At 58.4% G+C, this 26737-nt stretch carries 26 protein-coding genes and 3 pseudogenes; 17 read left to right on the forward strand and 12 right to left on the reverse strand.

What is annotated here, in order from left to right:
- Window positions 1–50: 50 nt before the first annotated feature.
- Genes NKH93_RS31125 through NKH93_RS31145 form a run of 5 tightly spaced genes read right to left on the reverse strand, consistent with a single transcriptional unit; the run spans window position 51 to window position 4706 of the window.
- The gene (locus NKH93_RS31125) at window positions 51–239 is read right to left on the reverse strand and encodes a hypothetical protein (protein ID WP_352974944.1); all 189 of its coding nucleotides are present in this window, start codon (window positions 237–239) and stop codon (window positions 51–53) included.
- Window positions 240–249: 10 nt separating this feature from the next.
- Window positions 250–1587 (reverse strand): NAD(P)/FAD-dependent oxidoreductase, encoded by a 1338-nt coding sequence (locus NKH93_RS31130; protein ID WP_502896526.1) that lies wholly within the window; start codon window positions 1585–1587, stop codon window positions 250–252.
- Complete coding sequence (locus NKH93_RS31135) at window positions 1587–2474, reverse strand: dihydrodipicolinate synthase family protein (RefSeq protein WP_352974975.1); 888 nt, start codon at window positions 2472–2474, stop codon at window positions 1587–1589. The genes NKH93_RS31130 and NKH93_RS31135 overlap by 1 nt, the downstream gene beginning before the upstream one ends.
- 1 nt (window position 2475) lies before the next feature.
- Entirely contained in the window at window positions 2476–3963 is a 1488-nt protein-coding gene (locus tag NKH93_RS31140; RefSeq protein ID WP_352974946.1) for an aldehyde dehydrogenase, read from the reverse strand.
- Window positions 3964–4001: 38 nt separating this feature from the next.
- Window positions 4002–4706: a GntR family transcriptional regulator gene (locus NKH93_RS31145; RefSeq protein ID WP_352974947.1), complete on the reverse strand. Its 705-nt coding sequence runs from the start codon at window positions 4704–4706 to the stop codon at window positions 4002–4004.
- Window positions 4707–4929: 223 nt separating this feature from the next.
- Here NKH93_RS31145 and NKH93_RS31150 point away from each other — a divergent pair, with 223 nt between their 5' ends.
- The 8 genes from NKH93_RS31150 to NKH93_RS31185 all read left to right on the forward strand — a co-directional run bounded on the left by NKH93_RS31150 (window position 4930) and on the right by NKH93_RS31185 (window position 14193).
- Entirely contained in the window at window positions 4930–5892 is a 963-nt protein-coding gene (locus NKH93_RS31150; RefSeq protein ID WP_352974948.1) for a GlxA family transcriptional regulator, read from the forward strand.
- Window positions 5893–5988: 96 nt separating this feature from the next.
- Window positions 5989–6975 carry a LysR substrate-binding domain-containing protein gene (locus NKH93_RS31155; protein WP_352974949.1) on the forward strand — a complete coding sequence of 329 codons (987 nt, stop codon included), beginning with the start codon at window positions 5989–5991 and terminating at the stop codon, window positions 6973–6975.
- 305 nt (window positions 6976–7280) lie between these two features.
- A complete protein-coding gene (locus tag NKH93_RS31160) occupies window positions 7281–8267 on the forward strand; it encodes an ABC transporter permease (RefSeq protein WP_352974950.1) in 987 nt (328 codons plus the stop codon).
- 14 nt (window positions 8268–8281) lie between these two features.
- The gene (proX, locus tag NKH93_RS31165) at window positions 8282–9310 is read left to right on the forward strand and encodes a glycine betaine/L-proline ABC transporter substrate-binding protein ProX (protein ID WP_352974952.1); all 1029 of its coding nucleotides are present in this window, start codon (window positions 8282–8284) and stop codon (window positions 9308–9310) included.
- A 71-nt stretch (window positions 9311–9381) separates the two neighbouring features.
- The gene (locus NKH93_RS31170) at window positions 9382–10431 is read left to right on the forward strand and encodes a quaternary amine ABC transporter ATP-binding protein (protein ID WP_352974953.1); all 1050 of its coding nucleotides are present in this window, start codon (window positions 9382–9384) and stop codon (window positions 10429–10431) included.
- A 110-nt stretch (window positions 10432–10541) separates the two neighbouring features.
- A complete protein-coding gene (locus tag NKH93_RS31175) occupies window positions 10542–12062 on the forward strand; it encodes a trimethylamine methyltransferase family protein (protein WP_352974955.1) in 1521 nt (506 codons plus the stop codon).
- Window positions 12063–12231: 169 nt separating this feature from the next.
- Window positions 12232–13287 (forward strand): GlxA family transcriptional regulator, encoded by a 1056-nt coding sequence (locus NKH93_RS31180; RefSeq protein WP_352974956.1) that lies wholly within the window; start codon window positions 12232–12234, stop codon window positions 13285–13287.
- A gap of 288 nt (window positions 13288–13575) precedes the next feature.
- Window positions 13576–14193 (forward strand): FCD domain-containing protein, encoded by a 618-nt coding sequence (locus NKH93_RS31185; protein ID WP_352974957.1) that lies wholly within the window; start codon window positions 13576–13578, stop codon window positions 14191–14193.
- Between the two features lie 203 nt (window positions 14194–14396).
- On the opposite strand, the gene NKH93_RS31190 is transcribed toward NKH93_RS31185, so the two are convergent.
- From NKH93_RS31190 to NKH93_RS31200, 3 genes are all read right to left on the reverse strand, one after another.
- Entirely contained in the window at window positions 14397–16439 is a 2043-nt protein-coding gene (locus tag NKH93_RS31190) for a hydantoinase/oxoprolinase N-terminal domain-containing protein (RefSeq protein WP_352974958.1), read from the reverse strand.
- A gap of 130 nt (window positions 16440–16569) precedes the next feature.
- A complete protein-coding gene (locus NKH93_RS31195; protein ID WP_352974959.1) occupies window positions 16570–17379 on the reverse strand; it encodes an SDR family NAD(P)-dependent oxidoreductase in 810 nt (269 codons plus the stop codon).
- 9 nt (window positions 17380–17388) lie between these two features.
- On the reverse strand, window positions 17389–18150 hold the full coding sequence (locus NKH93_RS31200; RefSeq protein ID WP_352974961.1) for an SDR family NAD(P)-dependent oxidoreductase: 762 nt from the start codon (window positions 18148–18150) through the stop codon (window positions 17389–17391).
- 350 nt (window positions 18151–18500) lie between these two features.
- Here NKH93_RS31200 and NKH93_RS31205 point away from each other — a divergent pair, with 350 nt between their 5' ends.
- The 6 genes and pseudogenes from NKH93_RS31205 to NKH93_RS31230 form a co-directional block, all read left to right on the forward strand.
- Window positions 18501–18683 carry a tautomerase family protein gene (locus NKH93_RS31205; protein ID WP_352974962.1) on the forward strand — a complete coding sequence of 61 codons (183 nt, stop codon included), beginning with the start codon at window positions 18501–18503 and terminating at the stop codon, window positions 18681–18683.
- Between the two features lie 37 nt (window positions 18684–18720).
- Window positions 18721–19968 (forward strand): M24 family metallopeptidase, encoded by a 1248-nt coding sequence (locus tag NKH93_RS31210; protein ID WP_352974963.1) that lies wholly within the window; start codon window positions 18721–18723, stop codon window positions 19966–19968.
- Window positions 19969–19988: 20 nt separating this feature from the next.
- Complete coding sequence (locus NKH93_RS31215; protein WP_352974964.1) at window positions 19989–21368, forward strand: amidohydrolase family protein; 1380 nt, start codon at window positions 19989–19991, stop codon at window positions 21366–21368.
- Window positions 21369–21836 carry a response regulator gene (locus tag NKH93_RS31220; RefSeq protein ID WP_352974965.1) on the forward strand — a complete coding sequence of 156 codons (468 nt, stop codon included), beginning with the start codon at window positions 21369–21371 and terminating at the stop codon, window positions 21834–21836.
- Between the two features lie 99 nt (window positions 21837–21935).
- Window positions 21936–22826 carry a formyltetrahydrofolate deformylase gene (purU, locus tag NKH93_RS31225; protein WP_502896527.1) on the forward strand — a complete coding sequence of 297 codons (891 nt, stop codon included), beginning with the start codon at window positions 21936–21938 and terminating at the stop codon, window positions 22824–22826.
- Between the two features lie 370 nt (window positions 22827–23196).
- Window positions 23197–23447: pseudogene (locus NKH93_RS31230) on the forward strand (DDE-type integrase/transposase/recombinase); the annotation flags it as partial.
- A 234-nt stretch (window positions 23448–23681) separates the two neighbouring features.
- Here the strand turns inward: NKH93_RS31230 and NKH93_RS31235 are convergent.
- Window positions 23682–24020, reverse strand: a pseudogene (locus NKH93_RS31235) (IS66 family transposase); the annotation flags it as partial.
- Here NKH93_RS31235 and NKH93_RS31240 point away from each other — a divergent pair.
- From NKH93_RS31240 to NKH93_RS31250, 3 genes and pseudogenes are all read left to right on the forward strand, one after another.
- Window positions 24011–24148, forward strand: a pseudogene (locus tag NKH93_RS31240) (ATP-binding protein); the annotation flags it as partial. The pseudogenes NKH93_RS31235 and NKH93_RS31240 overlap by 10 nt on opposite strands.
- Before the next feature lie 145 nt (window positions 24149–24293).
- Window positions 24294–24566 carry a hypothetical protein gene (locus NKH93_RS31245; RefSeq protein ID WP_352974968.1) on the forward strand — a complete coding sequence of 91 codons (273 nt, stop codon included), beginning with the start codon at window positions 24294–24296 and terminating at the stop codon, window positions 24564–24566.
- Between the two features lie 126 nt (window positions 24567–24692).
- Window positions 24693–24920, forward strand: a complete 228-nt coding sequence (locus tag NKH93_RS31250) for a helix-turn-helix domain-containing protein (protein WP_352974969.1) — start codon at window positions 24693–24695, stop codon at window positions 24918–24920.
- Here the strand turns inward: NKH93_RS31250 and tnpB are convergent.
- From tnpB to NKH93_RS31265, 3 genes are all read right to left on the reverse strand, one after another.
- Entirely contained in the window at window positions 24913–25158 is a 246-nt protein-coding gene (gene tnpB, locus NKH93_RS31255) for an IS66 family insertion sequence element accessory protein TnpB (RefSeq protein ID WP_352974970.1), read from the reverse strand. The two genes, NKH93_RS31250 and tnpB, sit on opposite strands and share 8 nt — an antisense overlap.
- Window positions 25155–25508 carry an IS66-like element accessory protein TnpA gene (gene tnpA, locus NKH93_RS31260; RefSeq protein WP_352974971.1) on the reverse strand — a complete coding sequence of 118 codons (354 nt, stop codon included), beginning with the start codon at window positions 25506–25508 and terminating at the stop codon, window positions 25155–25157. Before tnpA ends, tnpB begins: the two co-directional genes overlap by 4 nt.
- Before the next feature lie 381 nt (window positions 25509–25889).
- On the reverse strand, window positions 25890–26737 hold an 848-nt coding region (locus NKH93_RS31265), incomplete at its 5' end, for an IS110 family RNA-guided transposase (RefSeq protein WP_352974972.1).

The raw sequence follows: 26737 nt of genomic DNA on the forward strand, positions 1-26737 counted from the left end.
AAACGGTGTCCGGGACTTACTGAAACACGCAGTCAATTTTGCACGCCGATTCACAGCCTCCCGTGACGATATGGCGGATCGATGCCGGCGCCAGCGGCAGCGCCACCAGCAGGAAACGACCAGAACAGAACGAGGTATACCGACTGGGTCTCGGCCGCCAGCTTGGCTCCGACATACCCGGAGCTCCACATGGCCACGAGCCCGAGATCCAACAGGGTGAACGGATGACGCCTGTTCATCGAAGGACGCCTATTCGCGTCCCGCCCGCCATTCCCTGTAGGCCAGGTTCAATCGTGCCCCTACGTCGGTAAAAGGGCGCGGTGGTAAGGTCTGCGGCTTCTCAAACGAGCGGAAAATATCGCCGAGCTTTGACCGGTGACCGACCAGCAGTTCGGCCGTCGCGATACCCGCCGAGGTAGACTTCGTTCCACCTATGCCATTGCATGCGCACGCAGCAAAGATGCCGTGCGCAACCTCGCCAAACAGCGGCACCGTGTTCCGCGTCAGCGCCATAGCGCCGGCCCAGCGATACTGCATTTTCAGGTGACGCTGATCTGGAAAGCGGTCCGCGAACTTACGGTCGTGCAAATCACCAGCGCTTTTGATCGTTGCCGCCCCGGCCTCGATGGTCGGATGGTAGGTGTAGCGTGAGCGTATCAGGATGCGGTCGCCATCAGGACCGTTAATGCGCCGCACCGTCGTCCCCATCGGGGCAGCGGGTGTTGCTCCCCATTTGCGCAGTCCGCCTATTGCTGCGGGCGCAAACGGCTCGGTCAGCGAGGCGTGCGTAAAGACATGGAGAAGCTCACCTTTTCCGAAGCCGAAGCTTTCTGCGTGGCCGTTTGTCGCCAGGATGACCCGCCCTGCCCTAACCTCTCCCTTGGGCGTCTTGACCGTGCAGCCGTTTGAGGAGCTTTCGATAGAAAGAGCGGGCGTCCGCTCGTACAGCCGCACAGGTTCCTGAAACACATCCGCAATGGACCTCACAAGCGCCGTCGGCTGCACCATGACCGCACCGGGTGTGAATAGCCCTGACTTATAAGATCGCGTCCCGGTGACGTCCTCAACCTCGGCAGCGTTTAGAAGCTGATTTGGTTCACCCAAGGACTTGAGCTGCAAGGAGTAGGCTTCAAGGTGCTCCGTACCGACATCAGTCATGGCCACGCTATATTTGCCGCTGGGATCAAAGACTTCCTCGTCCCACCCATGCGCCTCCGCCAAGCGTGCGTAATGTTGAATGGCCGTCCGCGCGACCAGGATCTCATTGTGGCTTTTGGCTACGGCATCCGCCCCGAAATTACCCGACGAGATGTCGTGAGGCAGGTCTATAAGGAATCCTGAATTCCGGCCGCTGGCCCCGTGTCCGATTTCGTCGGCATCAATGATGGCCACGGACAGCTTAGGATCAAGATCGGTAAGTCGCACAGCGGCTGCGAGCCCTGCGAAGCCTGCGCCGATGACGACGACATCGGCAGTGATTGCGTGATCAAGCGCCGGCGTCGGCGTCCGCGCCGGGAGCAAGGCCTCCCAGCCGGACTCCACGCCATGGGCGGGAAGGCGACGCGCCCGGTAAGTCTTGCTGGCCATCATACCGCTTCTTGTTCAATCAGAGGGCCAAGGGCCGTCCGAAGCGCTGAAATGCGGTCCGACGAAAGGGGACGGAACGGCTTCCGCGCGCTGCCGCCCCCATATCCGGTGAGCTCCGAAGCCGCATAAACGCTCGGAACATAGTCACCGTCCCAGAGAAGCGACATGACCGGCTCGAGCAACTTCCAGAGCGACTGCACGTCGTCCCACCGCTTCTCCTGGGCGGCTCTGACGATAGCAACGCATGTGCGCGGGGCGATATTCGCACCGCCCCAAATCAAGCCGGAGCAACCGGCGAATAGGGAGAACGGCACCAGCGGGTCGGCCCCGTTGATGACATTGAGACCGGTATCAATCAACCTGACCTGGCCGACCAAATCGCCGCTGCTGTCCTTAACGGCCTGGAATTCGGGCAGTTCGCAGAGCCTGCGAAGCAACCGTGGTGTGATGCGTACTCCCACCGCTTGGGGCACATTGTATCCGATAATAGGCAATCCGACCCCCGCGACTTCGCTGTAGAAATCGAAGACGCTGTCGTCGTCTGAAGGGCCCTCGAAGAACGGTGGCAGGACCATTACCCCGGCTGCCCCGGAATCCTTCGCAAAACGCGTTCTTTCGACGACGTCGGCAGTCAGTAAGGCAGATGCCTGGGCGACCACCTTAGCCCGCCCAGCAACGACACGCGCACCGCGCTCAATGAGAGACCTCGATTCCTCCGGTGTCAGGTAAGCGTGCATACCTGTGCCGGAGCTGAACACGAAGCCGTCGACGCCAGCGCCCAGATGCCGTTCGATGAGCTCCTCGAACCGCACAAAATCGATGCGGCCGTTTGCGTCGAACGGCGCCGTGATCGCGAGATTAAGGCCGGAAAAGGCGAATGATGACATTTCAGAAGCCTTCATTTGAGCTGCTCAGGTCGATCCAGAGCGTTTTGGTCTGGGTATACTGATCATGAGCGTGCAAAGACTTGTCCCGGCCGCCGAATCCCGACTGCTTGTAGCCGCCGAAAGGGGTGGCAGCGTCCCCCTCCCCGTAAGAGTTCACGGTGACGGTCCCTGCCTTGAGAGCCCGTGCGGCACGCAGGGCCCGTGTGCCGTCAGCCACGAAAACGGAGGCCGCGAGGCCATATTCTGTCTCATTGGCGAGTGAGACTGCCTCCGAGAGGGAGCTGACCCCGATCACGGACACAATCGGGCCGAAGATTTCCTCTCGCACGTGCTTGGCATCGTGGCGGTCGAATTCAAGAATCGTGGGCTCGATCGTGGTGCCGTTGAAAACCTTTCCACCCGTCACCACCCTGCCCTCGCCCCCGAGATAGCCGCTGACTTTGCCAAAATGGGTGCCGGAGATCAGCGGGCCGATGCGGGTGTCCGAGTCCAATGGGTCGCCCACAGTCCAAGACTTGGCGACTTCCGTCAGTTTTTCGAGGAGGCGGTCCTTGACGTCATTGTGGACGAATACGCGCGAGATCGCCGAGCAATTCTGGCCCATATTCCAGAAAGCGCCGTTGCCAATATGAGCGGCCACCGCATCGAGATCGGGGACGTCTTCCATGACAATGCAAGGGTTCTTGCCCCCCATTTCAAGCACTACCTCTTTCAGATTGCTTTCGGAGGAGTACTTCAGGAAGCGGCGACCGGTCTCGGTGGAGCCTGTGAACGAAACGGCATCAATATCCGGGTGCCGGCCGATCGGTTCACCAACTCCCGGGCCGTCACCAGTCAAGACGTTGAAGACGCCAGCGGGCAAACCGGCGTCCAGAGCGAGTTCTGCGACCCGCAATGTGGTGAGGGACGTCTCCTCAGCGGGCTTGACGACGATCGTGCATCCTGCAGCAAGTGCGGGACCAATCTTCCATGCAAGCATCAAGAGCGGAAAGTTCCACGGCAGGACCAAGCCTACGACACCGATCGGCTCGCGCACAATGAGACCGATTGATGCGTCATTCGCTGGGGAAACCTGATCGTAGATTTTGTCGACGGCTTCGGCATGCCATCTGAGGCTGTTAATCGCCTCGGGCACATCAATGTTGATGCAGTCGCTAATGGTTTTGCCGCTGTCCAAGCTCTCCATAAGGGCGAGCTCCACCCCGTTTTCCTCAATGATAGAAGCCAGCTTCAGAAGCACTTTTTTCCTGTTCGCCGGCGGCAGCTTCGACCACCGGCCATCCTCAAACGCCCGCCGGGCCGCGGCGACTGCCTTATCCACATCGGCCGCGGAAGCTGCCGGGAGATCGGCCAAGACCTCGCCCGTCGCGGGATTGAGGGTCGAGAAGGTTTTCCCCGAGAGCGCGGCCACCGGCACGCCGTCCACAATCATCTTGTTGGGCAGTATGAGTGCGCTTGCCTGCGTCTTGTAGTCGACTTTGTTCAGCATTTCGGTTCTCCCTTGTGTCCCATTGACACTGACAATAGCTAACCTTCGAGTTCGCCCTGCATGCCGCTGGGCACCGCGTAGAGCGCCACGTCGCTTCGGAACACTTCGAGATGGGCGCGCACCACGTCACCTGCGCGTTCTGCATCGCGGGCTTCAATGGCTTCGATCATCTGATCGTGCTGCAGAGCAGCGGTTTCCTGGTCTCTCTGGATGCGCGGGCCGCCGTTTTGGCGGTAAAAGATTTTGCCGATGCGGGCGTGGTCAATAAGAAGCTTCTTGAGACTGGGGAGCAGGTATGGGTTGTGCGCCATCCTGCCGATGTTCAGGTGGAACTGGTGATTGAAGATCACCCTGTTCTCAACGTGACCGTCCGCTATGGACTGCCGGAATCTCTGCTGGGTCTGCTTGAGGACTGCGAGGTCCCCCGCGTTGTGGTTGACCGCCGCGAGCTTCGTCGTCCCAACGTAGATCATGGGGGCGACAATGAGAAAATCCCGAAGTGTCTGATAAGACATGATGGATACGCGCGCAGCACGGTTGGCCTCAAGGTCAACGTAGCCCTCGCCTGCCATCTGCCGCATCAGCTCGCGGACCGGCGGGCGGGATAGGCCGAATTCTTCGCTGAGGGCGACTTCGTCGAGAACCGCACCAGGTTCAAGCTGCATCGTCAGGATCCGATGCACCAGCGTTTCGGCGAGAATGCCCTTTCGGTCCAATGACGGTGCAGGTTCATCAAAGATCATTGAAGCTCCTCAATTTTGATTGTAGACATATTGTAGACAAATAGATGCGTCAAGATAGGTAGACGATATTCCGGCAGCGCGGCGAATTAGACGGGCTGTCGGCTTCTCCCCGAGCTGGAGGCAGATTGTGTTTCATTCAACTGCGTGTCGCAGACAGGTTCGCTCTGTTCGACTGAAGGTCGGGTTTATCCTGGCCCGCTGTTTCACTTTGACCGCCTTTGCGATGTTCATCGACACCCTACGGCTCGCAAGTGACGAGGCCGACAGGTCGGGCCGGGTCGACGCGGACTGGGAGGTGCTGTCGCACACCCGGCAGCTCGTCACATCGAGCTGTGGCATCCAAGTCTCGCCAACGTCCTTGTTTCTGGACCCAATGGAGTTTGATTACATCGTCGTCATCGGTGGGCGATTGAGCGGCGACCAGGCGGTCGACAACGAAACCCTTCAATACCTTCGAGACGCCGCGTCCAAAGGCGCGCGCCTGATCGGCATCTGCACGGGGACTTTCGTTTTAGCGGAAGCGGGTCTCATGGCCGCGCACGAGACCTGTGTCAGCTGGCTTCACTATCTCGATTTCCGGGACCGCTTTCCGGATCTCCAGGTTCAGGCGGACAGGATCTATAACCTGGACGAGAAGCGGGGCTCCTGCGCAGGCGGTAGCAGCGCTGCCGACCTTGCAGCGGAATTGGTCCGAAGGCACATCGGCAACGCAGCCGAGCGCAACGCGCTCGAGGTGCTCCAGATCGACAAGGTCCGGGGTGCCGAATGGGTTCAACCGCGCCGGCCCTTGACGATTGAGACGAACGACCCCCGGCTTCGTGCGGCCCTGATCCTCATGGAACAGAACGTCGAAAACACGTTCCCGGTTTCGAGGCTGGCTGCAGCACTGGGGATTTCCCGTCGGCAGCTCGAGCGTCTGTTTTTCAAAGAGTTGGACAGCTCCCCAGCTCTGGTCTACCGCCGTGTGCGGCTCGAGCACGCGAAGCAGCTGCTTCGAAAGGGGAGCACATCTTTGATCGAGGTCGCGATGGGCGCCGGTTTCGAGAACGCCTCTCATTTTTCCCGAGTCTTCCGAAAAACTTACGGCCAATCGCCTTCTGTTTGGAGGCGTTCGGAGAGTACCTCGCAGCTTGCCTCTAAAGCCAAAAGCGTGGCCCCTGCCCTGTTGGGCGGTAGCCTCGCGTAAGGTTCGGGGCGACGGGAGACATATTGAGGATAAACTGTATGATAGGCTCTTGGACGGTCTCGGGGCCGAATGGCCTTAGTTGGGTAACGATAACTCATGTCTAATTATCGACGGCTTCCGCTGAGCGCGCTGCGCGCCTTTGAGGCTGCGGCACGGCATCTGAGTTTTACCAAAGCAGCCAATGAGCTGTCGGTGACCCAAGCCGCCGTAAGCCGGCATATCCTCACGCTTGAGGACCACCTCGACATCCAGCTCTTCAACCGAGGCAACCAGAAGGTATCGTTGTCTCCCGCAGGAGAGGAGTTGTTCGAAGCAGCCACCCTGAGCCTTGCGCACATTGCAGCAGCTTTTGACAGCGTCAAAAGAAGGGAAAAGGCCCGACGTTTGACCGTCGGGATGCCAATGTCCTTCGCAACGCTGTTTATGAGCCATCGGATCGGTGATTTCGTGGCGAACAACCCAGAGGTCGACCTGCACCTGGTTTCCCTCGAGCGCAGCCCCGCGCCGGCGACAGATGGTTTCGATGTGTCCGTCGTTATGGGATATCTGGCGCGCCCAGGGTTCACGGCCACCGAGCTTTTCGGCGAGGAGGTTTTCCCGGTCTGCAGCAAGTCCTATCAGCCACACTCACCTATTCTGACGCCGGAGGACCTCGTTAACGAGGTACTTCTGGTTATGGACGATCAGCATTGGTCTGCTTATCCATGGTCACCCTTTGACTGGGTGCATTGGCTCGGACAGTTCGGCGTCTCCTCCGATTTCAAACGCGTCATTACGTTCAACAACTACCCGACGATGATGCAGGCTGTGATCAGAGGCCACGGAATTGGGTTAGGATGGCGACATTTGGTCAACGATTTTCTCAATGAGGGCTCCCTGATAAGGCCTCTGCGGGAAAGCTGCCTTACTGGCCGGAAACATCATTTGGTCATTCCTGATACCGCGATCGAGCGGGAGGACGTCCAGATCTTTCGCAACTGGCTGATGGCCCAAGTGGTAGACCTCAATCCTTCGTCGCCGGCGCCAGCAGAAGGTGAGGTAGAGATAACATCCTTTGCTCATGGCGAGAGATCAGGTGCCTGACCCGACGGCCTGGCACGATAACATTTAGTCCTGCGGCGCATGACTTTTTCTACCATTGTGTCGAAGGCGCCCCGTCGCTAGCGTTTTCGGCAACGTTAAGAGGGAATACTCTCATGCTGGGCTGGGGCCCGGGAATAACACGGGAGCCAAGCATCTAGGCTGAGCGAAGGCCGCTCCTGAGGGAAGGCACCCGACCCGCGCGAAACAAACCGTCGCGCCTCGAAAGGCGTAGAATGGATAACCCGTGCGGCGGACGACAATACGCCCTTAGGTATCCCGACTGAGCCGGCTGAAAGGACTTTTTGGTGAAGCCTGAAGACATTCTGGACCCGTTTAAAAGCTGGCACTTACCGTTCGATCAATGGGTCAGCAACGGCTTAGGTTGGATTGTAGAAAACTACCGCCCGTTTTTTCAAAGCGTGAAGTGGCCGATTGACCAGCTTTTGACGACCCTTGCAGCTGTTCTCAATGGCATCCCGCCCGTCATCACAATTGTCATCGTTGGCCTTATTGCTTGGCAGCTTGCCGGTTGGCGGCTGGCACTTCAGACCGGAGGCCTGCTGATCGTCATCGGCCTACTCGGCATTTGGGGTGAGACGATGACAACTCTGTCTCTTGTCTTTACCGCGGTACTATTCTGCACGGTCGTCGGCATCCCCTTGGGTGTCCTTGCCGCCCGGAGCGCTCGAACGGCCGCGATTTGCAGGCCCGTGCTCGATACAATGCAGACGATCCCATCATTCGTCTATCTCGTTCCCGTCGTCATGTTGTTTGGTATCGGCAACGTGCCGGGCGTAATCGTAACCATTGTTTTTGCTCTCCCACCAGTCATAAGGCTGACCACCCTTGGGATTCAGCAGGTATCAGAGGAGGTGGTCGAGGCCATGCGCGCCTTTGGCGCTTCCGACAGTCAGCTTCTGTTCAAGGCGCAACTGCCCTTGGCGTTGCCGAGCATATTAGCGGGTGTCAACCAGACGCTGATGATGTCGCTCGCTATGGTTGTGGTTGCGTCGATGATCGCCGTCGGCGGGTTGGGACAGATGGTCCTGCGGGGCATCGGCCGGCTGGATGTCGGTCAGGCGGCAACCGGCGGACTCGGGATTGTTCTTCTGGCAATCATCTTGGATCGCCTCACCCAATCAGCCATGACCAGCAGCAGGCAATTCGCTCACGTAGCTTGGTACAACCGCGGCCCTGCTGGGATCGTCACAGCTGTGGTCAGAACCCTCGCTGCCCGTCCGGCAAGCCGCGACCAATTGCGAAGTGATCGGCAACAAGTGTCAAATTCATAACAGCGGGAGCAACAATGAGCCAGTTTACATTTACTTCGGCCCTTAGGCCACTCGCCGTCGCCATCACGGTGCTCGGCACAATGATGATGACGTCCGGATATGCGGCTGCGGAAGATCTGCCGGGTAAAGGCGTCACGGTGAAGCCGATGTATAACGGAATCGCCGAGGAACTATTCGAATCCTACGTGGTAAAGCTTGGGCTTGAGAATCTGGGCTATACAGTCGAGGAACCGGCGCAATCCCAGGTTGCCGTTGCCCATGTGGCCGTCGCAAATGGCGATGCTGATTACTACACTCCGCATTGGTACCCCCTGCATATAGCGTTTGCAAACCAAGCTGGCGGAGACGCGAAAGCCCATCGGGTGGGAACCCTGGCAAAAAACTCAATTCAGGGCTACTCGATTGATAAAGCTACGGCCGACAAGCACGGCATCAAAAGCATCGATCAGTTGAAAGATCCGAAGATTGCCAAGCTTTTCGATATTGACGGAGATGGCAAGGCAGATCTCTACGGCTGTGAGCCCGGGTGGGGGTGTGAGCGCGTCATCGAGCATCAGCTGGATGCTTACGGGCTGAGGGACACGGTAACGCATAACCAGGGCGAATATTTCGCTTTGATCGCTGATGCGATCGAACGGGTCAAAGAAGGCAAACCGGTATTGTACTACGGTTGGACGCCCACCTGGATCAACGGCATTCTTCGCCATGGCGAGAATGTTTCATGGCTCACGGTACCCTTCACGGCTTTGCCCGATGAACAGGCCGGGGCAGATACGACAGTCCCCGGCGTAGGGAATCTCGGCTTTACTGTGAACACGCACCACGTGTTCGCCAACACCGCGTTTCTTGAGAAAAATCCCGTCGCTAACAAGTGGTTCGAGCAAGTCCAGATTCCGATTGACGACATCGACAGCGAGAACCTGCTGATTCACAAGGGCGAGAAGTCGAATGAGGACATTCGTCGGCATGCTGAAGATTGGAAGAAGGCCCATCTCGACGAGTGGAACAAATGGATCGCCCAGGCCAAACTCGCTGCGAAATAACCATCAAAGGATAGAACTCGTCCGGCAGAATAGCCCTGCCGGACGTTAGGCCTGAAACCTGGAGACGGATTTTGACTACGCACGCCATCGAGTTCAGGGATGTATGGAAGGTTTTCGGATCGACTGCAAAGTACGATCTGGCTCGCATCCAGAAGGATTATCTTTCAAAGGACGCTCTCCTTGAACAGCACGGCTGCGTCGTTGCGGTGGCCGGCGTTTCTTTCAAGATCAAGGCTGGAGAGATCTTCTGCATCATGGGTTTGTCCGGAAGCGGTAAGTCGACCTTAGTCAGGCATGTCAACCGGCTAATCAAACCTAGCGCTGGCCAGATTATTGTAGGCGGTGAGGACATTAATCTGAAGTCCGAGGCGGAGATGCGCCAGCTGCGGGCTCAATCGATTGGAATGGTATTCCAGAACGTGGCGCTGCTGCCGCATCGAACAGTGCGGGACAATGTAGCATTAAGTCTAGAGCTACGTGGCGTTCCAAAACGCCGGCGCTACGAGGTCGCCGAGGAAAAGCTGGAGCTCGTGCAGCTCGCCGGTTGGGGTGGTCGTTATCCGGACGAATTGTCCGGGGGAATGAAGCAGAGGATCGGATTGGCCCGTGCGCTAGCGGCTGACCCGGCCATCTTGCTGATGGACGAGCCTTTTTCGGCGCTCGACCCACTTATCCGTCGGGAGCTGCAAGACCAGTTCAAGGAGCTGTCAAGCAAGCTTCGGAAAACAACACTTTTCATCACACATGACTTGGACGAGGCGGTGCGCCTGGGTCACCAGATTGGCGTCATGAAAGACGGCAAAATGCTGCAGATCGGTTCTGCGGATCATATCATTGGAAACCCGCAGGATCCGTACGTCGAGAAGTTTGTCCAGGGAAGCAGCCGTCTCAAGCTGCTGACGGCTGCGTCGGTCATTTCACCCCTCAGCGATTATTCGAGTGCCGGAGGCACGGCGATCGCCGACGCTCCGAGGGTGAGGTTGAACTTTGCGGTAGAGGAGCTGCTGGCGTTGTCAAATAAAAATGGCAACAAGCCGCTAGTTATAACGGATGATTCCGGCGCCGACGTTGGGATCGTCACTGTATCCTCCCTGCTGAAAGGCATTGAGGAGAGGCTTTAGCGGCCCGACACTCGTCTGACATAACCGTACTTCATGACGTAGATGACTATTTATTGTTAGTTATCTGCTGATCGCTGAGCTATGTTCTAACAGCAACTGAGGATTAAGCTATGTCTGCACGACCCGGTGGCCGGGACGCCCGGCAGAAGATGCGTTTGGAGCGGGCGGTAACATATATGCCCCCGATGGACCGCGGCCTGCCTTACATGGATTTGTTAAGCGCGGACGAACTGGAGCGTCTTCATGACTACTCCATGCAGATCCTTGAAGAGATTGGCATTGAGTTTCGTGACGACGAGGCCATTGCGCTGTGGCAGGCTGCCGGCGCCGACGTCACCGGACAGCGTGTCAGGATCGACCGTCACCTGTTGATGAATCTCGTGGCGAAGGCTCCCGAGACGATTACTGTCCACGCCCGCAATCCGGCAAAGACAGTCACCCTCGGCGGTCGAAGGACGATTTTCACTCCAGCGTACGGCTCCCCGAACGTGCTGGACCTGGAAGGCAAGCGACGAAACTCGACGATCGCCGATTTCGTGAATTTTGCAAAGCTGGCCTATCAAGCGCCGGCCATGCATATGACCGGCGGCGTCCTTTGCGAGCCGATGGACGTGGCCGTTCCCAAGCGCCATCTACACATGAATTACAGCCTGATCAAATATTCGGACAAAGCGTTCATGGGTGCCGTTACCTCTCGCGAGAGGGCAGAGGACACTGTTTCCATGGCCAAAATTGTTTTCGGCGACGAATTTGTCCACAACAACACCGTCACGGTATCGATTGCGAATTGCAACTCCCCGTTGGTGTGGGACTCGACGATGCTCGACGCAGTCAAAGTCTATGCGGCGAGCAATCAGGCGATTCTGTTCACCCCGTTTGTCCTGGCGGGCGCCAGCACCCCGGCGAGTACCCTCGGCGCGGTTGCGCAGCTCAACGCCGAGGCGCTTGCCGGCATAGCCTTTGCACAAGTTGTGCGGCCGGGAGCCCCCGCAATTTATGGACAGTGGCTGGCCACGGTCTCCATGAAAACCGGTGCGCCTATGGCAGGAACGCCGGAGATCGACCACATGAACATGTTGGTCGGTCAGCTGGCGAGGCGCTACAAGCTCCCATGGCGCTGCAGCGGCATGTGCACGAGTTCCAAGCTCGTCGATGCCCAGGCGGGGTATGAGGCGGCCCGTAATATGTATGGCGTGCTGATCGCTGGCGCGAACTTTGTACTATCTACCACCGGTTATCTCGAGGGAGCACTCACCCAGAGCTACAGCAAGTTCATGCTCGACGCAGAGCAGATGGTTATGTTCTACAAGCTGGGTCAGGGCTTGGTGAAAAGCGAGCTGGATGAGACACTCGATGCGATCCGACAGAGCGAGCCCGGCGGCCATTATCTCGGCACCGCCCACACACTCAAGAATTTCGAGCAGGCTTTTTTTGTGCCCGATCTGATGGACCACGACAGCTTTGAGCAATGGTCGTTTGCAGGCGCCAGGGACGCCGACACGCGGGGGCGCGCCGCGGCAGCGAAGGCGCTGAGGGAGTATCAGGCCCCGCCACTCGACGAGGCGATTGATGAAGCCTTGCTCGAGTTCATGAAGCGGAAGGAACTCCAGATCGGCGACGCAGTCCTCTAAGCGGCAGCCAGAGGCCATAGGTACCGAGTCGCGCGAGACACGTGCAGTGTCGTCGAGGGGGCCATGCGCAGCCGGCACGGATTGCGACACGTCCCAGTTAGCTGAAGTCACACCAAGGCTGTCCGGTCCACATGCCGGCAATCCTCTCCGAAAGGTATGGAAGAAGCTGATGAACGCACCTCCCGACATGAATGCCATGAAGGCTTTGACTACACTCGACAGCCACATTCGCGGCGGACAGCCCGTCGACCTGGTTGTTCTGGTCCTGCCTGGCTTTTCGCAATTGGCACTCCACGCGTTCATCGAACCGTTCCGCATTGCCAATGTGCTTTCAAAGCTGGAGTTGTTCCGGTGGCGCATAGCGGGACTTGACGCACGGCCGGTCGTGGGCGCGAGCGGGCTGTCGGTGGACGTAGATATGACCCTCGATGACCTGGATATTTGTATCGGCGGCAAGGCACCAAACCACCTGGCGATCATCGCAGGGGAACCCGTGAGCCGGCGTCTGCCGCCCCAGATAACTAGTGTCTTGCGGACATTTGCACGCCGCGGGATTCCAATCTCGGCACTTGGCACAGCAACCTGGCTTCTGGCGCAGACAGGTCTGCTAGCAGGTACGCGTTGCACGATCCATTGGTCGAGACTGGCCGCATTCTCGGAGATGTTCCAACAGACGCAGGCGCGGGATGCGCTATTCGTAAAGGACGGACAATTTGCGACCTGCGCGGGGGAACTGGCGGCCTTCGACCTCGCCGTCGACCTGATCGCGGGCCATGTCAGCGGAACAATCGCCCAGGAGGTCTGCCGGTACGCAACGGTTGACGGGCAACGTTCTGGTTCGAACCGTCAGACGGGACCAACCGGCCTTGCGTTCGCCGGCGCGAGCGACAAGCTGCTGATGGCAATGCGCATCATGGAAGAATACGTGGAAAACCCTTTAAGCATGGCGGAAGTCTCCCGACGCGTTGGCATATCACGACGTCAGTTGGAGCGGCTGTTTGCAGCCCACGTCCACATCCCTCCGGTGCGCCATTACCTGCGCGTGCGTGTCGAGCACGCCAAACGTCTGATCGAAGGCACGAGCTTGCCCATTATCGATATCGCAATAGCCTGCGGCTTCGTCTCTGCTTCGCACTTCGCAAAGTCCTTTAGAACCTTCCATGGCGTGTCACCTCAGCAATGCCGTGTTGCGCTACCAGCGTGGGTCGGGCCCGGCCTTGGTTGACACAGCTATTAACGACCGGCGGAGAGCTCCGCATTCATTCTCCGTCTGGGCCTGCAGCCCCATAGTCTGCTTTGACGTGCCTAGGCGGAATTGATTAGAGCGTCCACTGCTTCATGGAAACGGCAAACCGCGTTAGGCTTTTGGAGCATCGGACAGCTATTGGAGTCATTGTGGCTTATGAATCTGCCGACATGAGCGAAAACGCGGTCAAAAGCACACTCCGCCAGTACGGTCTATCAACAGCTTCGCGAGGATCTTCTGCGCGGCGTATTTGAAAGCGTAAGCAAATTGCGGGTCGAATGGTCGGTCTCTCGCTACGGAGCCGGCACTTCGCTGTTCGTGAAGCTCTCAACTGACTTGCCTCCGAAGGTCTCCTGGGTCGTCACGACCAGCGCGGTTTCTTCATTGCTGGTTTGCGCCCAAGAGTTGGAGGAACTGACTCGCACGCGCTGCTGGCTGGAGGAGCCGGCGCTGCGTGAATCCATTGTCAGCCGAACCGGCGAACGGGAAGAGCAGCTGGTGCTGGCATTGCACAGGCTGGCGCGCGCCCAGCGTCGCCTGCCGGAGGATCCCTCCTCCAACACTCCGGAATGGGAAAAGCTGCACCGCACCTTTCATCGGGTCCTGGTCGCCGGTTGCCGCTCGCGCTGGTTGACCGATTTCTGCGACCAACTTTCCGACCCAGCCTCCCGCTATCGGCTGATCTCCCAGGATGAATCCGAGCGCGACGAGATCGGCGAGCATCGGCTGATCGCCGAGCCCGCCGTGGATGGCGACGCTGAAGGCGCCGTCGAAGCGCTGCTTAACCAATACCGTCTTACGGCGGCCAAGTGCATGGAGCGCTTCGAGGTAACCTGCGACCCGCGCGCGAGTGCCGCCAAGCAGCTGCACAGCCTAGGTCTCTGAGCGCCTCGCCACCGGAACTGAAAGTTCGGAAGGGACAGCCCGATTTTCGCTTCTGCTTGGCAGGCCGACGCAGTTCCTTTTTGGCGGGTTGCTTGCGCTATAACAATTTCAAGGAAACGTGCGCTCCGTTTCCGTCCGGAATTTCGTCAACACAGGAAATGAAGCAGTTCATGGTTTCCGTGAAACAGTGAAACTGTCGCAGGCTAAACCGCTATCCTGGGTCTTCCCGACGCGACCGCCAACACCTGTGCCTCGATGAAGAGACGCTGACCTTCCACGGTCGAAACCCGATATTCGGTGGTGACCTCAATCTCGGCGCTGTCGGTGCCTGCATCCCAAGCCGTCCCCGCAACGAGGGCGCGGACATCGGCCTCCGCGGCAGCGATGGCCGATGGTTCATCGAGGAAATCGCGAACTCTACCCCCAGAGGCAAGGCGGAAGAGTCCTTCTTTGGGTTGGCTGACCTGTGCCTCGGCCGACACGCGCACCTGCCCGACGACCGCGCCCAGTGCATTGGCGACATCGGTATCTTCCGGCACGACGCAGTCATTGCCGATTAGGGTTGGTAGGCCGGCATAGTGCAACCGCGCAGAGGCGCCCAGGCCTATGACCGGGCGGTCGAGCGCGACGCTTAACCGGGCGATGCCGGGATGTACGTCGACCGCGCGTTGGACCAGCGCATGTGCCACCGTCGAAGCGCCATCGAGCCCGTCCTCGGTGAAAGCCGTCTCAAGAATAACCTCGGCTGACCACCGGGTCAGCGTCAGCAGCACGCGCTCCGAAAACGCCTCTGGGGACAAAGCAATGGGGTGGCCCCGGCCGTCACGCTTGCGGGCGAACAATTCGGCGCCAAGCCGGGCAGCGACGGGGTCCCAATTCGCCTGTTTGCCAAGCACATGGGCAGCATCCGAAGGGGTAAAGCCGGCGACATGCACCAGTCCGCGCGACACCAGTCGGTTGAGCGTGGCGTTCTGGGCGTTGGAGGTAAGGAGGTTATCCAACGCGACGGCCATATTGCCGATTGCCTCATACAGTCGGCTCTCCGGCGCGGTAAGGCCTGTGGCAAGCCTGTCTGGCACACCTGTGCGCACCGCGAAACGGCCATCCATGCGACCGGGATTGGGAGTCCGCAATTGCCGGTCGAGCTCGGCCGTAACAGCCTCGCCATGCGTCATGCCGGCCAGCGCCAATGGCACCAGGCGGCGCGGCCCAAGCAGGATTTTTGGAATTAGCGCGCCTTCCTCTAATGCCACTTCGGAATCGCCGCCAAGGCCAAATGTGCGCATCGCGACAGCCTCGACCATCGTGCGGAAGCCGCCGACTGTGGCGCCCTCCGGGTCGAGGCGCGGCCGGCCGTTGTCGAGCACGGCTACGTCAGTAGTGGTTCCGCCAATGTCGGAAACGACGGCATTGTCGAGGCCGGTCATATGATGGGCGCCGACCAGGCTGGCGGCCGGGCCGGAGAGGATGGTCTCGATCGGCCGCTGGCGGGCAAAGGCCGCCGAGACCAGAGCGCCGTCGCCGCGTACCACCATTAGCGGCGCCACGATCTTGCGCTCTTCAAGAAACCCCTCGGTTGCCGCAACCAGCCGGTCGATCATGGAGATCAGCCTGGCATTGAGCAGTGTGGTAAGCGCCCGACGAGGGCCGCCGAGCTTGGCTGACAGCTCGTGGCTGGCGGTGACGGGCAGCCCGGTCCTGTCACGGATCATGTTGCGAGCAGCAATTTCATGCGCGGGATTGCGGGTGGCAAAATAGGCACAGACAGCAAAGCCGGATACCGAGGCACCGAGTGCCGAGAGTGCCTCTTGCAAACCTGACAAGTCAAGTCCGGCGGTGTTGCCATGCACATCATGGCCGCCGGGGCAGAAAATCACCGGGTCGGTCCCAAGTGCGGCCTTCAGCCCGTCGCGGGCAAGGTCGGACTCGGAGAAGCCGATCATGATCAGCGCCACCCGACCGCCCTGCCCTTCGACCAGCGCATTGGTGGCCAGCGTCGTGGACATTGAGACCAGTTTGATCTCAGCAGAATTGGTGCCGGCTTTGCACAACACCGCGTCGACTGCGCCAGAAATGCCGACCGCCAGATCGTGCCTCGTGGTCAACGCCTTGGCCTTGGCCAGCACCTTGCCCTTGTTAGATCCCTGTTGCGGGCCTTCCGTTTCTGACCACAGCACTGCATCGGTATAAGTGCCGCCGGTATCGATCCCGAGGAACACCGGCTTTGCCTTTGTCTTCGAACTCACTTCGGATAGCCGTTCGGTGGGAGTTCGTAAGACGAGCCTCGCAGGCCGGCGGGATCCTTGTTTTTTAACAGAGAGTCCCGCCGCGAGCAGCTTAAACTGGCGCATGCCGTCTCGAGTAGCCGGCGCACCGTTATGCCTGAGCTTTCGTCAGCTTGGCCCGGTACTCCTCGTCCAAGATTGCAGGCAGAGAGATTTTCTTGGTGCGTGCGCCGTCGACGGAGATCATTTCACCACTTACAAAAGTGGAATCGTCACTTGCCAACCAAAGGACTGCATTGGCTATCTCCTTGGGAGCGCCAATTCTACCCACGGGATGCAGCTGCCCCAATTCGCGCTCAATTAGGGCTCGATCCGGATGCATCTCAACGTATGCGCGATTCAGATCAGTGTCGATCCAGCCCGGGCAGACGGTGTTGCAACGGATACCATCGGGACCAAGGTCCACGGACAGCCCAAGGGTCAGTCCATGAACCCCGGCTTTCGAGGCCGCATAGGCTGTGTGCCACGGGTTGACCATGTACCCTTCGACCGACCCGATATTGACGATGGTCCCCCCGCCCTGACGTCTCATTTCAGGGACCACATATTTAGCCATTAAGAAGGGTCCTCGGAGATTAACGGCCATGAGCCGGTCCCACTCTGCGGCTGTCTGGTCATCGAGGGTCTTGTGCATCACCAGACCGGCATTATTGATCAGGATATCGATCCGACCGAACTTCTGGAGGACGTCATCGACGAAAGTCCGGATCGACACCTCTTTGGTCACATCAAGGGTGAGAGCCGTAATTCCCTCGCCGCCCGCACCGGAAGAACGATCGTCGCGCAGGTCGCCGACGACGACAATGGCGCCCTCTTCGGCAAGCTTCTCCGCGATCGCCCGCCCGATGCCCTGATTGCCCCCAGTGACGATGGCGACCTTGCCTGATACCCGACTACCCAAAATGTCCTCCTATCCTGCCGTGAAGCCGCCATCGATTGGAATAGCGACGCCTGTGATGTGCCTTGCGCCGTCACTTGCGAGGAACAGAGTTAGACTTGCGATTTCCTTGGGCGTAGCCACGCGGCCCTGTGGTATCGAATCGACATTCCTCTGCAGGATTTCATCCGCGGTGACAGGTTTATGGTGGGCCGACACAAGCATTGGGGTATCGACGGCGCCGGGACAGACCGCATTAATGGTGATCTGCTCCTTGGCATGATCAAGGGCCATGGCCTGGGTCATGAGAACAACCGCACCTTTGGAAGCGCAGTAGGCAACTAGCCCGGGACAACCGACCAGACCAACATTCGAAGCGATGTTGACGATGCTGCCGCCGCCGGTGGTCCGCATGGATTTCACGGCGGCTCGGCTAAAGTAGAATACCCCGCTGACGTTGGCCTCAAAAGTCTGCCGCCAGTCATCATTGCTAGTGTCAACCGCATTGCCACGCCGGATGATGCCGGCGCTGTTAACCAGCACGTCAACCTTGCCAAAGCGTTCGACGCAAGAATTTACCACCTCGTCCGCAAAGGCGGAGTCAGCCACGTCCCCCAGTATTAGCTGCGCGGTGCAACCAAGCTTTTCGACGACCTGGAGAGCCCGTTGACCACGTTCTCGGTCGCGCCCTACCAGCAGCAGTGTCGCACCAGCAGACGCAAACGCCTCCGAAATGGCGCCGCCGATTCCAGATGTTGCGCCCGTGACGATAACAATCTTCTTGGAATGGGTCATATGCTGGTTGCCTGTCTACGATTAGCCCGACGGAACCGCCGCCCGGCACATTTCCTGATCTAGGGCCCCAGACCGCCTCTTCGCAAGCGACCAAAAAGTCATGCCTCGGACAAGCTGAAGTCATGGCCCCTCGGCAGCAGACCTCAGCCAAATTTCAGGCTGCATCCTCATGACTCCTGGTTATCCGGTTCGACAGTAATACTCATTTGAATGAAAGCCCGCCGCTGCCTATAGCTCGCTATCGCGGCCCTCTGCGTGGCCGCGCATGCTGCCTCGACCGGCCCGCAATAAGCGAAGTAGTCCTGACAAGCTATGATCAAGCTCATCCGCAGACCAACTAGGAGCGTGTTATGCCAGTCATCCACATTGAAACGTTTAAAACTGATGACGATAAGAAGGCCGAAATTGCCGCAGAAATCACCAAATTGCTCTGCGAGAAGTCGAACCTGAAACCAGAACAAGTCCACGTTGTGTTCGACGAATACGCGCCGAATAATTGGGCCACCGGCGGCAAACTCTGGTCCAGAATGTAAGGCGTGGGCCCGAGCCATCAAAGCAAGCGAGGAACCCATGAACGACACCAAATTGGTTTCACCAGATCCTGACGGGTCCCTGCTTCGCGACAACTGGAGCGATTTGCGACAGTTCCGGCCGATGCCGGCATTCGACAGTCAAAGGCTCGACAAGTACCGCAAGGAACGCCTGATGGCTGCGACGCGCGCGTCGGACGTCGCCATGTGCGTCCTGGTGAGCCCTATCAGCCTTCGCTATGCGATCGATTACAACGTCTATCCTCTCTTTCAATCCCATATACCCGTCACCTACCTCTTCATGCCTGTCGACGGGCCGATCGTTCTGCATGCCGGGCTTGGGAATGAATCTACCGCCGATGTGTCGCGTCCAGGACGGCCGATTTCGTTTTTCGAAGGCGGCGGCGAGCTGACGGAAAACGCCCGACTGTTCGCGGATGATATTGTTCAGTTTCTGAGCGAGATCGGTTCTACGAATCGCAGGGTAGCGATTGAGTATGTAAACCCGAGCATTACACTAGCATTGCTGCAGCGCGGAATCGAGGTTATCGACGCCGTCGACATTGTCGAAGGTGCACGTGTTATCAAATCGGCTGATGAGGTCGAATGCATTCGGTGGGCATGCGCCGTGGCTGAGCATGGTATCGCCCGCATGCAGGCCAGCATGGGACCTGGCGTCACCGAAGTGCAACTCTGGGGAATTCTCAACTACACCAACCTCGCCAACATGGGCGGCTGGCACGAGGGACGGATGCTCGCATCTGGACCTCGCATCAATCCATGGCTTCAGGAAGCCACCCAGCGAGCCATCGAGCCAGGCGACTTGATCGGGTTCGACACCGACATGGTCGGCCCGTTCGGCTATTTTTGCGATGTCTCCCGGACATTCTATTACGGTAAAGACCGCCCGAGTGCACGTCAGCGCCAGCTCTATCGTTATGCCTACGACGAGTTGCACGCCAACTTGAAGCTTATTCGTCCCGGCCTTACCATGAAAGAACTTCAAGAGAAGGCTTGGCCGGTGCCGGAAGAGTTCCACGAGCAGGCCTACACGTGCTTGATGCACGGGGTCGGAATGTGTGACGAATTTCCGCAAGTTAAGCCGGTATTTAGAGGATCAATTGCCTTTGAGGCGACCCTCGAAGCTGGCATGGTCGTTTGCGTTGAATCCTACATTGGCGCCGTCGGCGAACGTGACGGGGTGAAGCTTGAGGAACAGGTGCTGGTGACAGCGGATGGGTATGAACTCCTGTCGTCCTACCCGTTCGAAGATCGCCTGCTAGACTAGGCCTACAAGGACGAATCCGGTTGACTCGGCATTCGGCGGCAAACGCGAAACCGCCGGGAGCCGAGTGCTTTCGGCCCTGTTCAACACTCGAAACGATCGGCTCTGAAGCCATGACTTGGATCCATGAACAAGTGGGCGCGACCATTCTTGCCGACACCCACGAGCACCTCGTTGAAGAATCCAGACGCGTTTTGCCTTTGAACGACTGGCTCCTACCGTGTGATGACTGGTCACTGCTTTTCAAAGAGTACCTGCAGGACGATCTCTATTCTTCAGGAATGAGCCAATCGGAGGCACGCCGATTTTACGATCCTGAGGTTTCAGCAGTAAAAAAGTACAAAATCGTCTCTCCTTATTGGGAGCGCGTTCAACATACCGGTTACGGGAAGAATTTTAGCATTACAATTCGCGAGCTTTATGGCGTCGATTCGTTTTCGCTGAAAAATATTCATCTTTTAGATACTCGATATCGTGAGGTCAGAAAGCCCGGCTTCTACGAACACATATTGAAGCAGGTCTGTAACATATCGATATGCCAAGTGAACTCTCTAGAACGAGTCTTCATGGAGACGGCTCAACCATCGCTCTTGCAACAGGACCTCAGCATAAAGGAGATCACCCAGTGCAGTCTTGCCGACATTGTCAAGGTCAAGTCGGAACTAGGCGTCGAAGTCGATTCTTTCACGGACTGGTTGGCGGCGATCGACCTCTATTTTGAGCGCTTTGGCAGGCGCGCAGTCGCGATCAAATACGTAGGTGCGTACTATAGGGCTTTGAACTTTGCTCATGTCGACCGACATGTTGCTGAACGCCACTTTTCGACACTGGTGGCGCCACGTCCCTTCATCGGCGTCGAAGGTGCCCAGGCCCTCGAAGACTATCTCTTTCACTACTGCATAAAGAAAGCACAAGATTACGGACTGCCCGTGAAAATCCACACAGGATATCATGCAGGCTCGAATTTAATGCCCCTCGGAAGAGTGCGCGACAACGCAGCCGACGTCTGCAAATTGTTGCAGTCCTATCCAGATGTCCGATTTGTGCTCATGCATATCGGTTATCCGTATCAGGACGAATACATCGCGCTCTGCAAACACTTTACCAACGCCTATATCGACATGTGTTGGGCATGGATTATCAACCCGGAAGCCTCGGTTCGATTTCTGACCGAGTTCCTGGTCTCGGCGCCCGCCAATAAAATTCTCACGTTTGGCGGGGATTTTACGGTGGCGGAAAACATTGTTGGCCACAGTGTAATCGCGCGTAAAGGTATAGCTGAAGCCCTTTCGGCATTGGTGCACCGAGGTTGGATAGAACGCGGTGCAGTGCCTGACCTGATTACCCGCCTCATGCACCAGAATGCCGAGGAACTATTCTCCAATGTAACCGGTCCGACCTGAATGAGATGGCGGGAGACCAAAGCGGAAGGACACGCGCTCCTAAACTCCTCCATTTTCATAGGAGAGGACGACTTTTCCCTGGCTTCCGAACTGCGGGACGCATTCGTCAAGGCCGGTGCTACTGTCAACTATCCGGCAGACACTATCGAAGATGCCTTGGACGTCATCATGTCGTCGGCTGTTATTGACGCAGCCGTCCTCAATGTGAACCTGCAAGGCGAGGCGACCTTCGCGGCGGCTGAACATTTGCAGCGACGCCAAATCCCATTTGTATTTCTGCAGGGCTTCAACGCTTCGAATATCCCTGAAACCTTCAGGAATACGGCGAGGTTCGAGAAGCCAGTCGACGTCGATCGGATGACGGAGGTGATGGAAGCTCTTGTCTCAGCGCATAAACCTCCGTCACGCTTAGCGAACGAGGTTGATGGTCGCGCAACGGACACCTGGTCGACGAGTCGCGACTGCTAAAAACGATTCTGCATCTGAGAAATTATTTTGGTTTTTCATCAAGTCCGCCGGGGGGCGGTGTTAAAGCATCCCATGCCCATTAACGCGTTGGAGCCATCTGTGACTAAAAACAATTACATCCTCACCGTCTCTTGCAAATCGACACGTGGCATCGTCGCGGCCATCTCAAGCTATCTCGCTGACAACGGCTGCAACATTACGGATAGCTCTCAGTTCGACGACCTCGAGACCGGCCACTTTTTCATGCGCGTCGGCTTTTTGTCGGAAACGGGCGTTGAGGAGGCCGAGATACGCGAGGGCTTTGCCGAGATCGCGGCAGCATTTGCGATGGAGTACGAGTTTGACCGAAGTGACAAAAAAACCAGAGTTTTGCTCATGGTCTCTCGCTTCGGCCACATTCTCAACGACCTGCTCTACCGCTGGAAGATCGGTGCGATGCCTATTGAGATCGTGGGCGTCGTGTCTAACCATCTCGATTATCAGAAGGTCACCGTCAGCCATGACATACCCTTCCATCACATCAATGTAACGAAGGACAACAAGGTCGAGGCTGAGGCCCGCCTGATGGAGGTGGTCGAGCAGTCCGGCGCCGAGCTCATCGTTCTTGCCCGCTACATGCAGGTTCTGTCGGACGCCGTGTGCAAAAAGATGTCGGGCCGGATCATCAACATTCACCACTCGTTCCTGCCGTCTTTCAAGGGGGCTAACCCCTACAAGCAGGCTTATGAGCGCGGCGTGAAGCTGATAGGGGCGACAGCGCATTACGTGACAGAGGATCTTGACGAAGGCCCGATTATCGAGCAGGACGTTGCCCGGATCACCCATGCGCAGTCGGCTGAAGACTACGTGTCGATCGGCCGAGACGTGGAAAGCCAGGTGCTTGCCCGCGCCGTACACGCGCATATACACCACCGCACCTTCAAGAACGGCAAAAAAACAATCGTTTTTCCGCCTAGCCCCGGCTCCTATGCCTCCGAGCGTATGGGCTGATCAACGAGCCGCCGTACCAATCGGAAGCGGCTGCCGCTTCCGGCGCCGTTGAAGGTGTGGTCGCGACGAAACGTGCCTCACCTGGGAAATCACAACAGTGTGTCGCCCGCGTTATGCCAGGACGCCCGTCGAGAGTTAGCTCTATGTGGCAGAATGTCCTTTATGTCATTTAGGGGCCATGCTACGCTGCGGAATGCATTTACCTTCGAACTGGAACGACATTGTCACTTTGGCACTGCTAGGCGCGGCGTAGTGAACACTTGGCAGTCGATCAGCGCAGGCGGAGTCAAGCTACGCGCTGGAGGAGCACGTGATGTTCAAGGGCCGTCATTTCGACCAGTCGGTGATCCTCCTGTGCGGGCGCTGGTAGCTGGCCTACAATCTGGGCCTGCGCGATCTGGAACAGATGATGGCCGAACGCGGGCTTGAAGGTCGACCACTCCACCGTGCATCGCTGGGTTGCCAACGTCTCGCCGCAGCTGCTGGAGCGCTTCAACCGGCGCAGGCAGCAAGTGGCATATGGACGAGACGTACATCAAGGTCTGCGGCCAATGGATGTATCTCTACCGCGCCATCGACAGCCTCGGCGACACAGTCGAGTTCTTCTTCGGCGAAAACCGCGTCGCCGTTGACGACGTGATTGGACAGATCGAGTAACACTTCTCGGGAGAATCACGGCCCCCCGACCCCCGACCGCAACGGGCCAGCGCCGGAAAGCGCCCAAGCATGAGAGCTCGGAACCCGAGGCGATCGCCTCGGACCGGCATACAGCAGACTTCCGCTAGAATGCTGTCGAATACGGAGGAAGCAGCAGGGATGCTAGACTTACAGTCGTAAGCGGGCAGCTGAGGCCGTTCAGCTCTGGTAATTCCAGGGCATGAGGGCGTCGATATCGCTGTTTGGCCAGCCATTGGCGATGCGCTCGAGGGTCTGGGTGAGCCAGGCGTGCGGGTCGACCTGGTTCATCTTGGCGGTGGCCAGCAGCGTGGCGATGGTGGCCCATGTCCGTCCGCCGCCGTTGCTGCCAGCGAAGAGGCTGTTCTTTCGCGTAATTGTCTGCGGCCTGATGGCACGCTCGACGGCGTTGGAGTCGAGCTCGATGCGGCCGTCGGTGAGGAAGCCCTCGAGCGCGGCACGCCGGCCGAGTGCATAGCGGATCGCCTCGGCCGGCTTCGATTCTCCCGACAGCTTCGGCGTTCGGAGAATGGCCCGCCGTCTTCGGCGACGCCAAGATGACGACAGCGCTCCTCGACCGTCTCACCCATCATTGCGAGATCATCGAGACCGGAAACGAGTCCTGGCGCTTCAAGAACCGCGCCTGATCACCCCATCAGCTGCCAAGCGCTATCCGCGCTCGCCCGGGCTGCGCAACCCTGACCAGCTCCGCCCGGGCGAACGCTGATCGCTGCGCACTACATAATGGGGGTCAAAATTGGACGCCGATCGGGGGTCAGTTTTGGAAGCCGTTTGACACTCTGGGCGGATCCCGACACACCAAACCGCGAACGCAAGCGACTCCTTGCCCACATCATCGAGGATGTCACTCTCGTCAAGCTGCCGGCGGAAGGAACCACCAAGGTTCACGTGCGATTCAAAGGCGGCAAGATCCAGACGCTCACAACCTTGAGCCCAAAATCTTCCGCCCAGCAGGTCAAGACGCAGCCCGGCATCGTCGAACTGGTCGATAAACTCCTCGACGACCACATCTATTCCGAGATCGCAGAACTGCTCAACCAGTAAGGATACCGTCCCGGTGAGGCCGCACGCCGCGGTCGCCACAACGCCCGCTTCACGGCCTTGCGAGTTGCCTATCTCGTTCACCAATACAAGCTGCGCTCTCGCTATGACCGCCTGCGGGAACGTGGAATGCTGACAAAACAGGAAGCGGCCGCGCGTCTCAATATCCACGAGCACACCGTCACCCGATGGGCCAAACATGGCCTCATCGCCAGCCACGCCTACAACGGGCACTATTGCCTGTACGAACTTCCCGTTTCGGATCTACCGCAAAAACAATGCAGCCGATGGAACCGGCTCGTCGATCGCACTGCCGCACGAAGGCAAAATGCCAGCCAGGCAAAAACTCTCAACTGAAGACGAAAGGGACGTAGTATGAATGCAGATCGTTGGCATACAGCGACATGCCGAGCCCATCATGCCAGATAATCTTGACCAGGTTGCCGCTGCGGCCGCGGAAGACATAAAGATCGCCGGCATGCGGATCCCGGCCCAACGTCTCCTGAACCTGCAGAGCGAGGCCTTGCATTCCGCGACGCATATCGGTCCGGCCGACCGCCAACCAGATCCGCACCTGGCTCGGAACCGGGATCATGAAATGCCCAGCGCCTTCACCATCGCCGCCGCCAGTGTCGGCGGCGTGGTCAGCGGTATCCGCAGCCGCACCTTGCCGGCGATCTCCAGCTCGATCACCGCTGGTGGCGCCGCCGGCACCGAAGCGGCGACAGGCTCATCGGGAACCACGACAACTTCGGCAAAGCCCGTCTCGCGGGCTCTCACCGTGCGGCGCCATTTATAGATCAGGCTGGTTGCGACATCGTACTGACGCGCTACCGCCGCCACTGTTGACCCGGGCGCGAATGCCGCGGCCAGGATCCGGCACTGATCCTCTTCACGCCAACGACGACGACGCTCAGGCCCGGTCAATAACGTCACATGGCTCATGCTGTGCTGCTAACTACGCTCGTAAGGGCGACCTTAAGAGCGCAGCCTCGCTACCGTGCCATGCTCGCGCAAGGCGGCCCTCGCCGGAGGCGTACGAATTCCCGAACTCCGGAAGGGTAGTGCGTCCGAGGATAGTGATGGGGTTGTCTAATCGCCGCTGGGACGTCAAGCATGTAATTGCGTCGAGACGACGCTGCCGGGTGCATGGTTGTCTTCGCGGTCGACATCAGTCGCCGCATGATGGAGCTCCGCGGACGAGCCTTCAATGTGGACGACGCACTTTGCTGAGACAGCGGTGCAACCCCATCAGCGGAATGGCTCGGCTCACGTCCCGGCAGGGACGTCTCAGGCGCTCAGATCCTGAACGCTATTCGCAAGATTTCATGCTGTGGCGCCTGCATTTCGATCAAAGAACTCACCGGTCTTGAGCATCGAATGCATTATCACCGCCAGTTTGCGCGCCACAGCCACGGCAGCTCGTTTGAAGCCAACCCTCTCCCGGAGCTTGAGGCCCCACGTGCGCAGGCTGCTGTCGATCGAGCTGCGTGTCAGGATGACCGCCGCAGCCTCATAGAGAAGTCCCCGCAAATGTCGATCGCCGCGTCGGGATATATGGCCGTCATAATCGACTTCTCCCGATTGGTAGCGGCGAGTTGTCAGGCCGATCCAAGCGGCAACAGAGCGGGACTTCTTGAAGTTGCCCGGATCTTCAATGGCAGTGGCGAAAGAGGTTGCGGTAATGGCGCCGATGCCGGGGATCGACATGAGTATGCGGCATGCTTGGCTTTGACGTGCATCTGCGACAAGCTGGCGCCCAAGCTCGGCGGCACGGATGCGAATGCTGCGCCAGGCTTCCAACATCGGTAGGACGACAGGAGCAAGCTCGCTCTGATCGATAAGAAGGCTCCGGACATTCTTTTCGAATGTAGTTCCCTTACCGGCGGGAACGAGCAAGCCGAACGTTTTCATGATCCCTCGGATCTGGTTGGAAAGCTCGACGGTGATCCGGACCAGCCGAGTGCGTGCTGCCACGAGCGTGCGGGTCAACATACTGTCGAAGCCTTTCACGCGCACCTCGCGAAAGAATCCTGCTTCAGCAATGTCAAGCGAAGTGAGGATTTGACCCCCAGGGCGAACTGAAGATTTGACCCCCTCATTGTTTTGCGGTTTCGTTGGTGCTGAGCGTCGTTCCGGCCTTCTGCAATATGGCGGAACGACGCGTTTAGCGA

Source organism: Mesorhizobium sp. M0954 (assembly GCF_040319155.1).
In the GTDB taxonomy this organism is placed as follows: Bacteria; Pseudomonadota; Alphaproteobacteria; order Rhizobiales; family Rhizobiaceae; genus Mesorhizobium.

Bases quoted from the DNA above. Each gene is read 5' to 3' on its own strand.
- NKH93_RS31180 (WP_352974956.1), top strand. From the start codon at position 12,232: ATGAACGCACCTCCCGACATGAATGCCATGAAGGCTTTGACTACACTC.
- tnpB (WP_352974970.1), bottom strand. From the start codon at position 25,158: ATGATCCCGGTTCCGAGCCAGGTGCGGATCTGGTTGGCGGTCGGCCGG.
- NKH93_RS31135 (WP_352974975.1), bottom strand. From the start codon at position 2,474: ATGTCATCATTCGCCTTTTCCGGCCTTAATCTCGCGATCACGGCGCCG.
- NKH93_RS31250 (WP_352974969.1), top strand. From the start codon at position 24,693: ATGCTGACAAAACAGGAAGCGGCCGCGCGTCTCAATATCCACGAGCAC.
- NKH93_RS31205 (WP_352974962.1), top strand. From the start codon at position 18,501: ATGCCAGTCATCCACATTGAAACGTTTAAAACTGATGACGATAAGAAG.
- tnpA (WP_352974971.1), bottom strand. From the start codon at position 25,508: ATGAGCCATGTGACGTTATTGACCGGGCCTGAGCGTCGTCGTCGTTGG.
- proX (WP_352974952.1), top strand. From the start codon at position 8,282: ATGAGCCAGTTTACATTTACTTCGGCCCTTAGGCCACTCGCCGTCGCC.
- NKH93_RS31145 (WP_352974947.1), bottom strand. From the start codon at position 4,706: ATGATCTTTGATGAACCTGCACCGTCATTGGACCGAAAGGGCATTCTC.
- NKH93_RS31150 (WP_352974948.1), top strand. From the start codon at position 4,930: ATGTTCATCGACACCCTACGGCTCGCAAGTGACGAGGCCGACAGGTCG.
- NKH93_RS31200 (WP_352974961.1), bottom strand. From the start codon at position 18,150: ATGACCCATTCCAAGAAGATTGTTATCGTCACGGGCGCAACATCTGGA.
- NKH93_RS31155 (WP_352974949.1), top strand. From the start codon at position 5,989: ATGTCTAATTATCGACGGCTTCCGCTGAGCGCGCTGCGCGCCTTTGAG.
- NKH93_RS31125 (WP_352974944.1), bottom strand. From the start codon at position 239: ATGAACAGGCGTCATCCGTTCACCCTGTTGGATCTCGGGCTCGTGGCC.
- NKH93_RS31220 (WP_352974965.1), top strand. From the start codon at position 21,369: ATGAGATGGCGGGAGACCAAAGCGGAAGGACACGCGCTCCTAAACTCC.
- NKH93_RS31130 (WP_502896526.1), bottom strand. From the start codon at position 1,587: ATGGCCAGCAAGACTTACCGGGCGCGTCGCCTTCCCGCCCATGGCGTG.
- NKH93_RS31140 (WP_352974946.1), bottom strand. From the start codon at position 3,963: ATGCTGAACAAAGTCGACTACAAGACGCAGGCAAGCGCACTCATACTG.
- NKH93_RS31175 (WP_352974955.1), top strand. From the start codon at position 10,542: ATGTCTGCACGACCCGGTGGCCGGGACGCCCGGCAGAAGATGCGTTTG.
- NKH93_RS31210 (WP_352974963.1), top strand. From the start codon at position 18,721: ATGAACGACACCAAATTGGTTTCACCAGATCCTGACGGGTCCCTGCTT.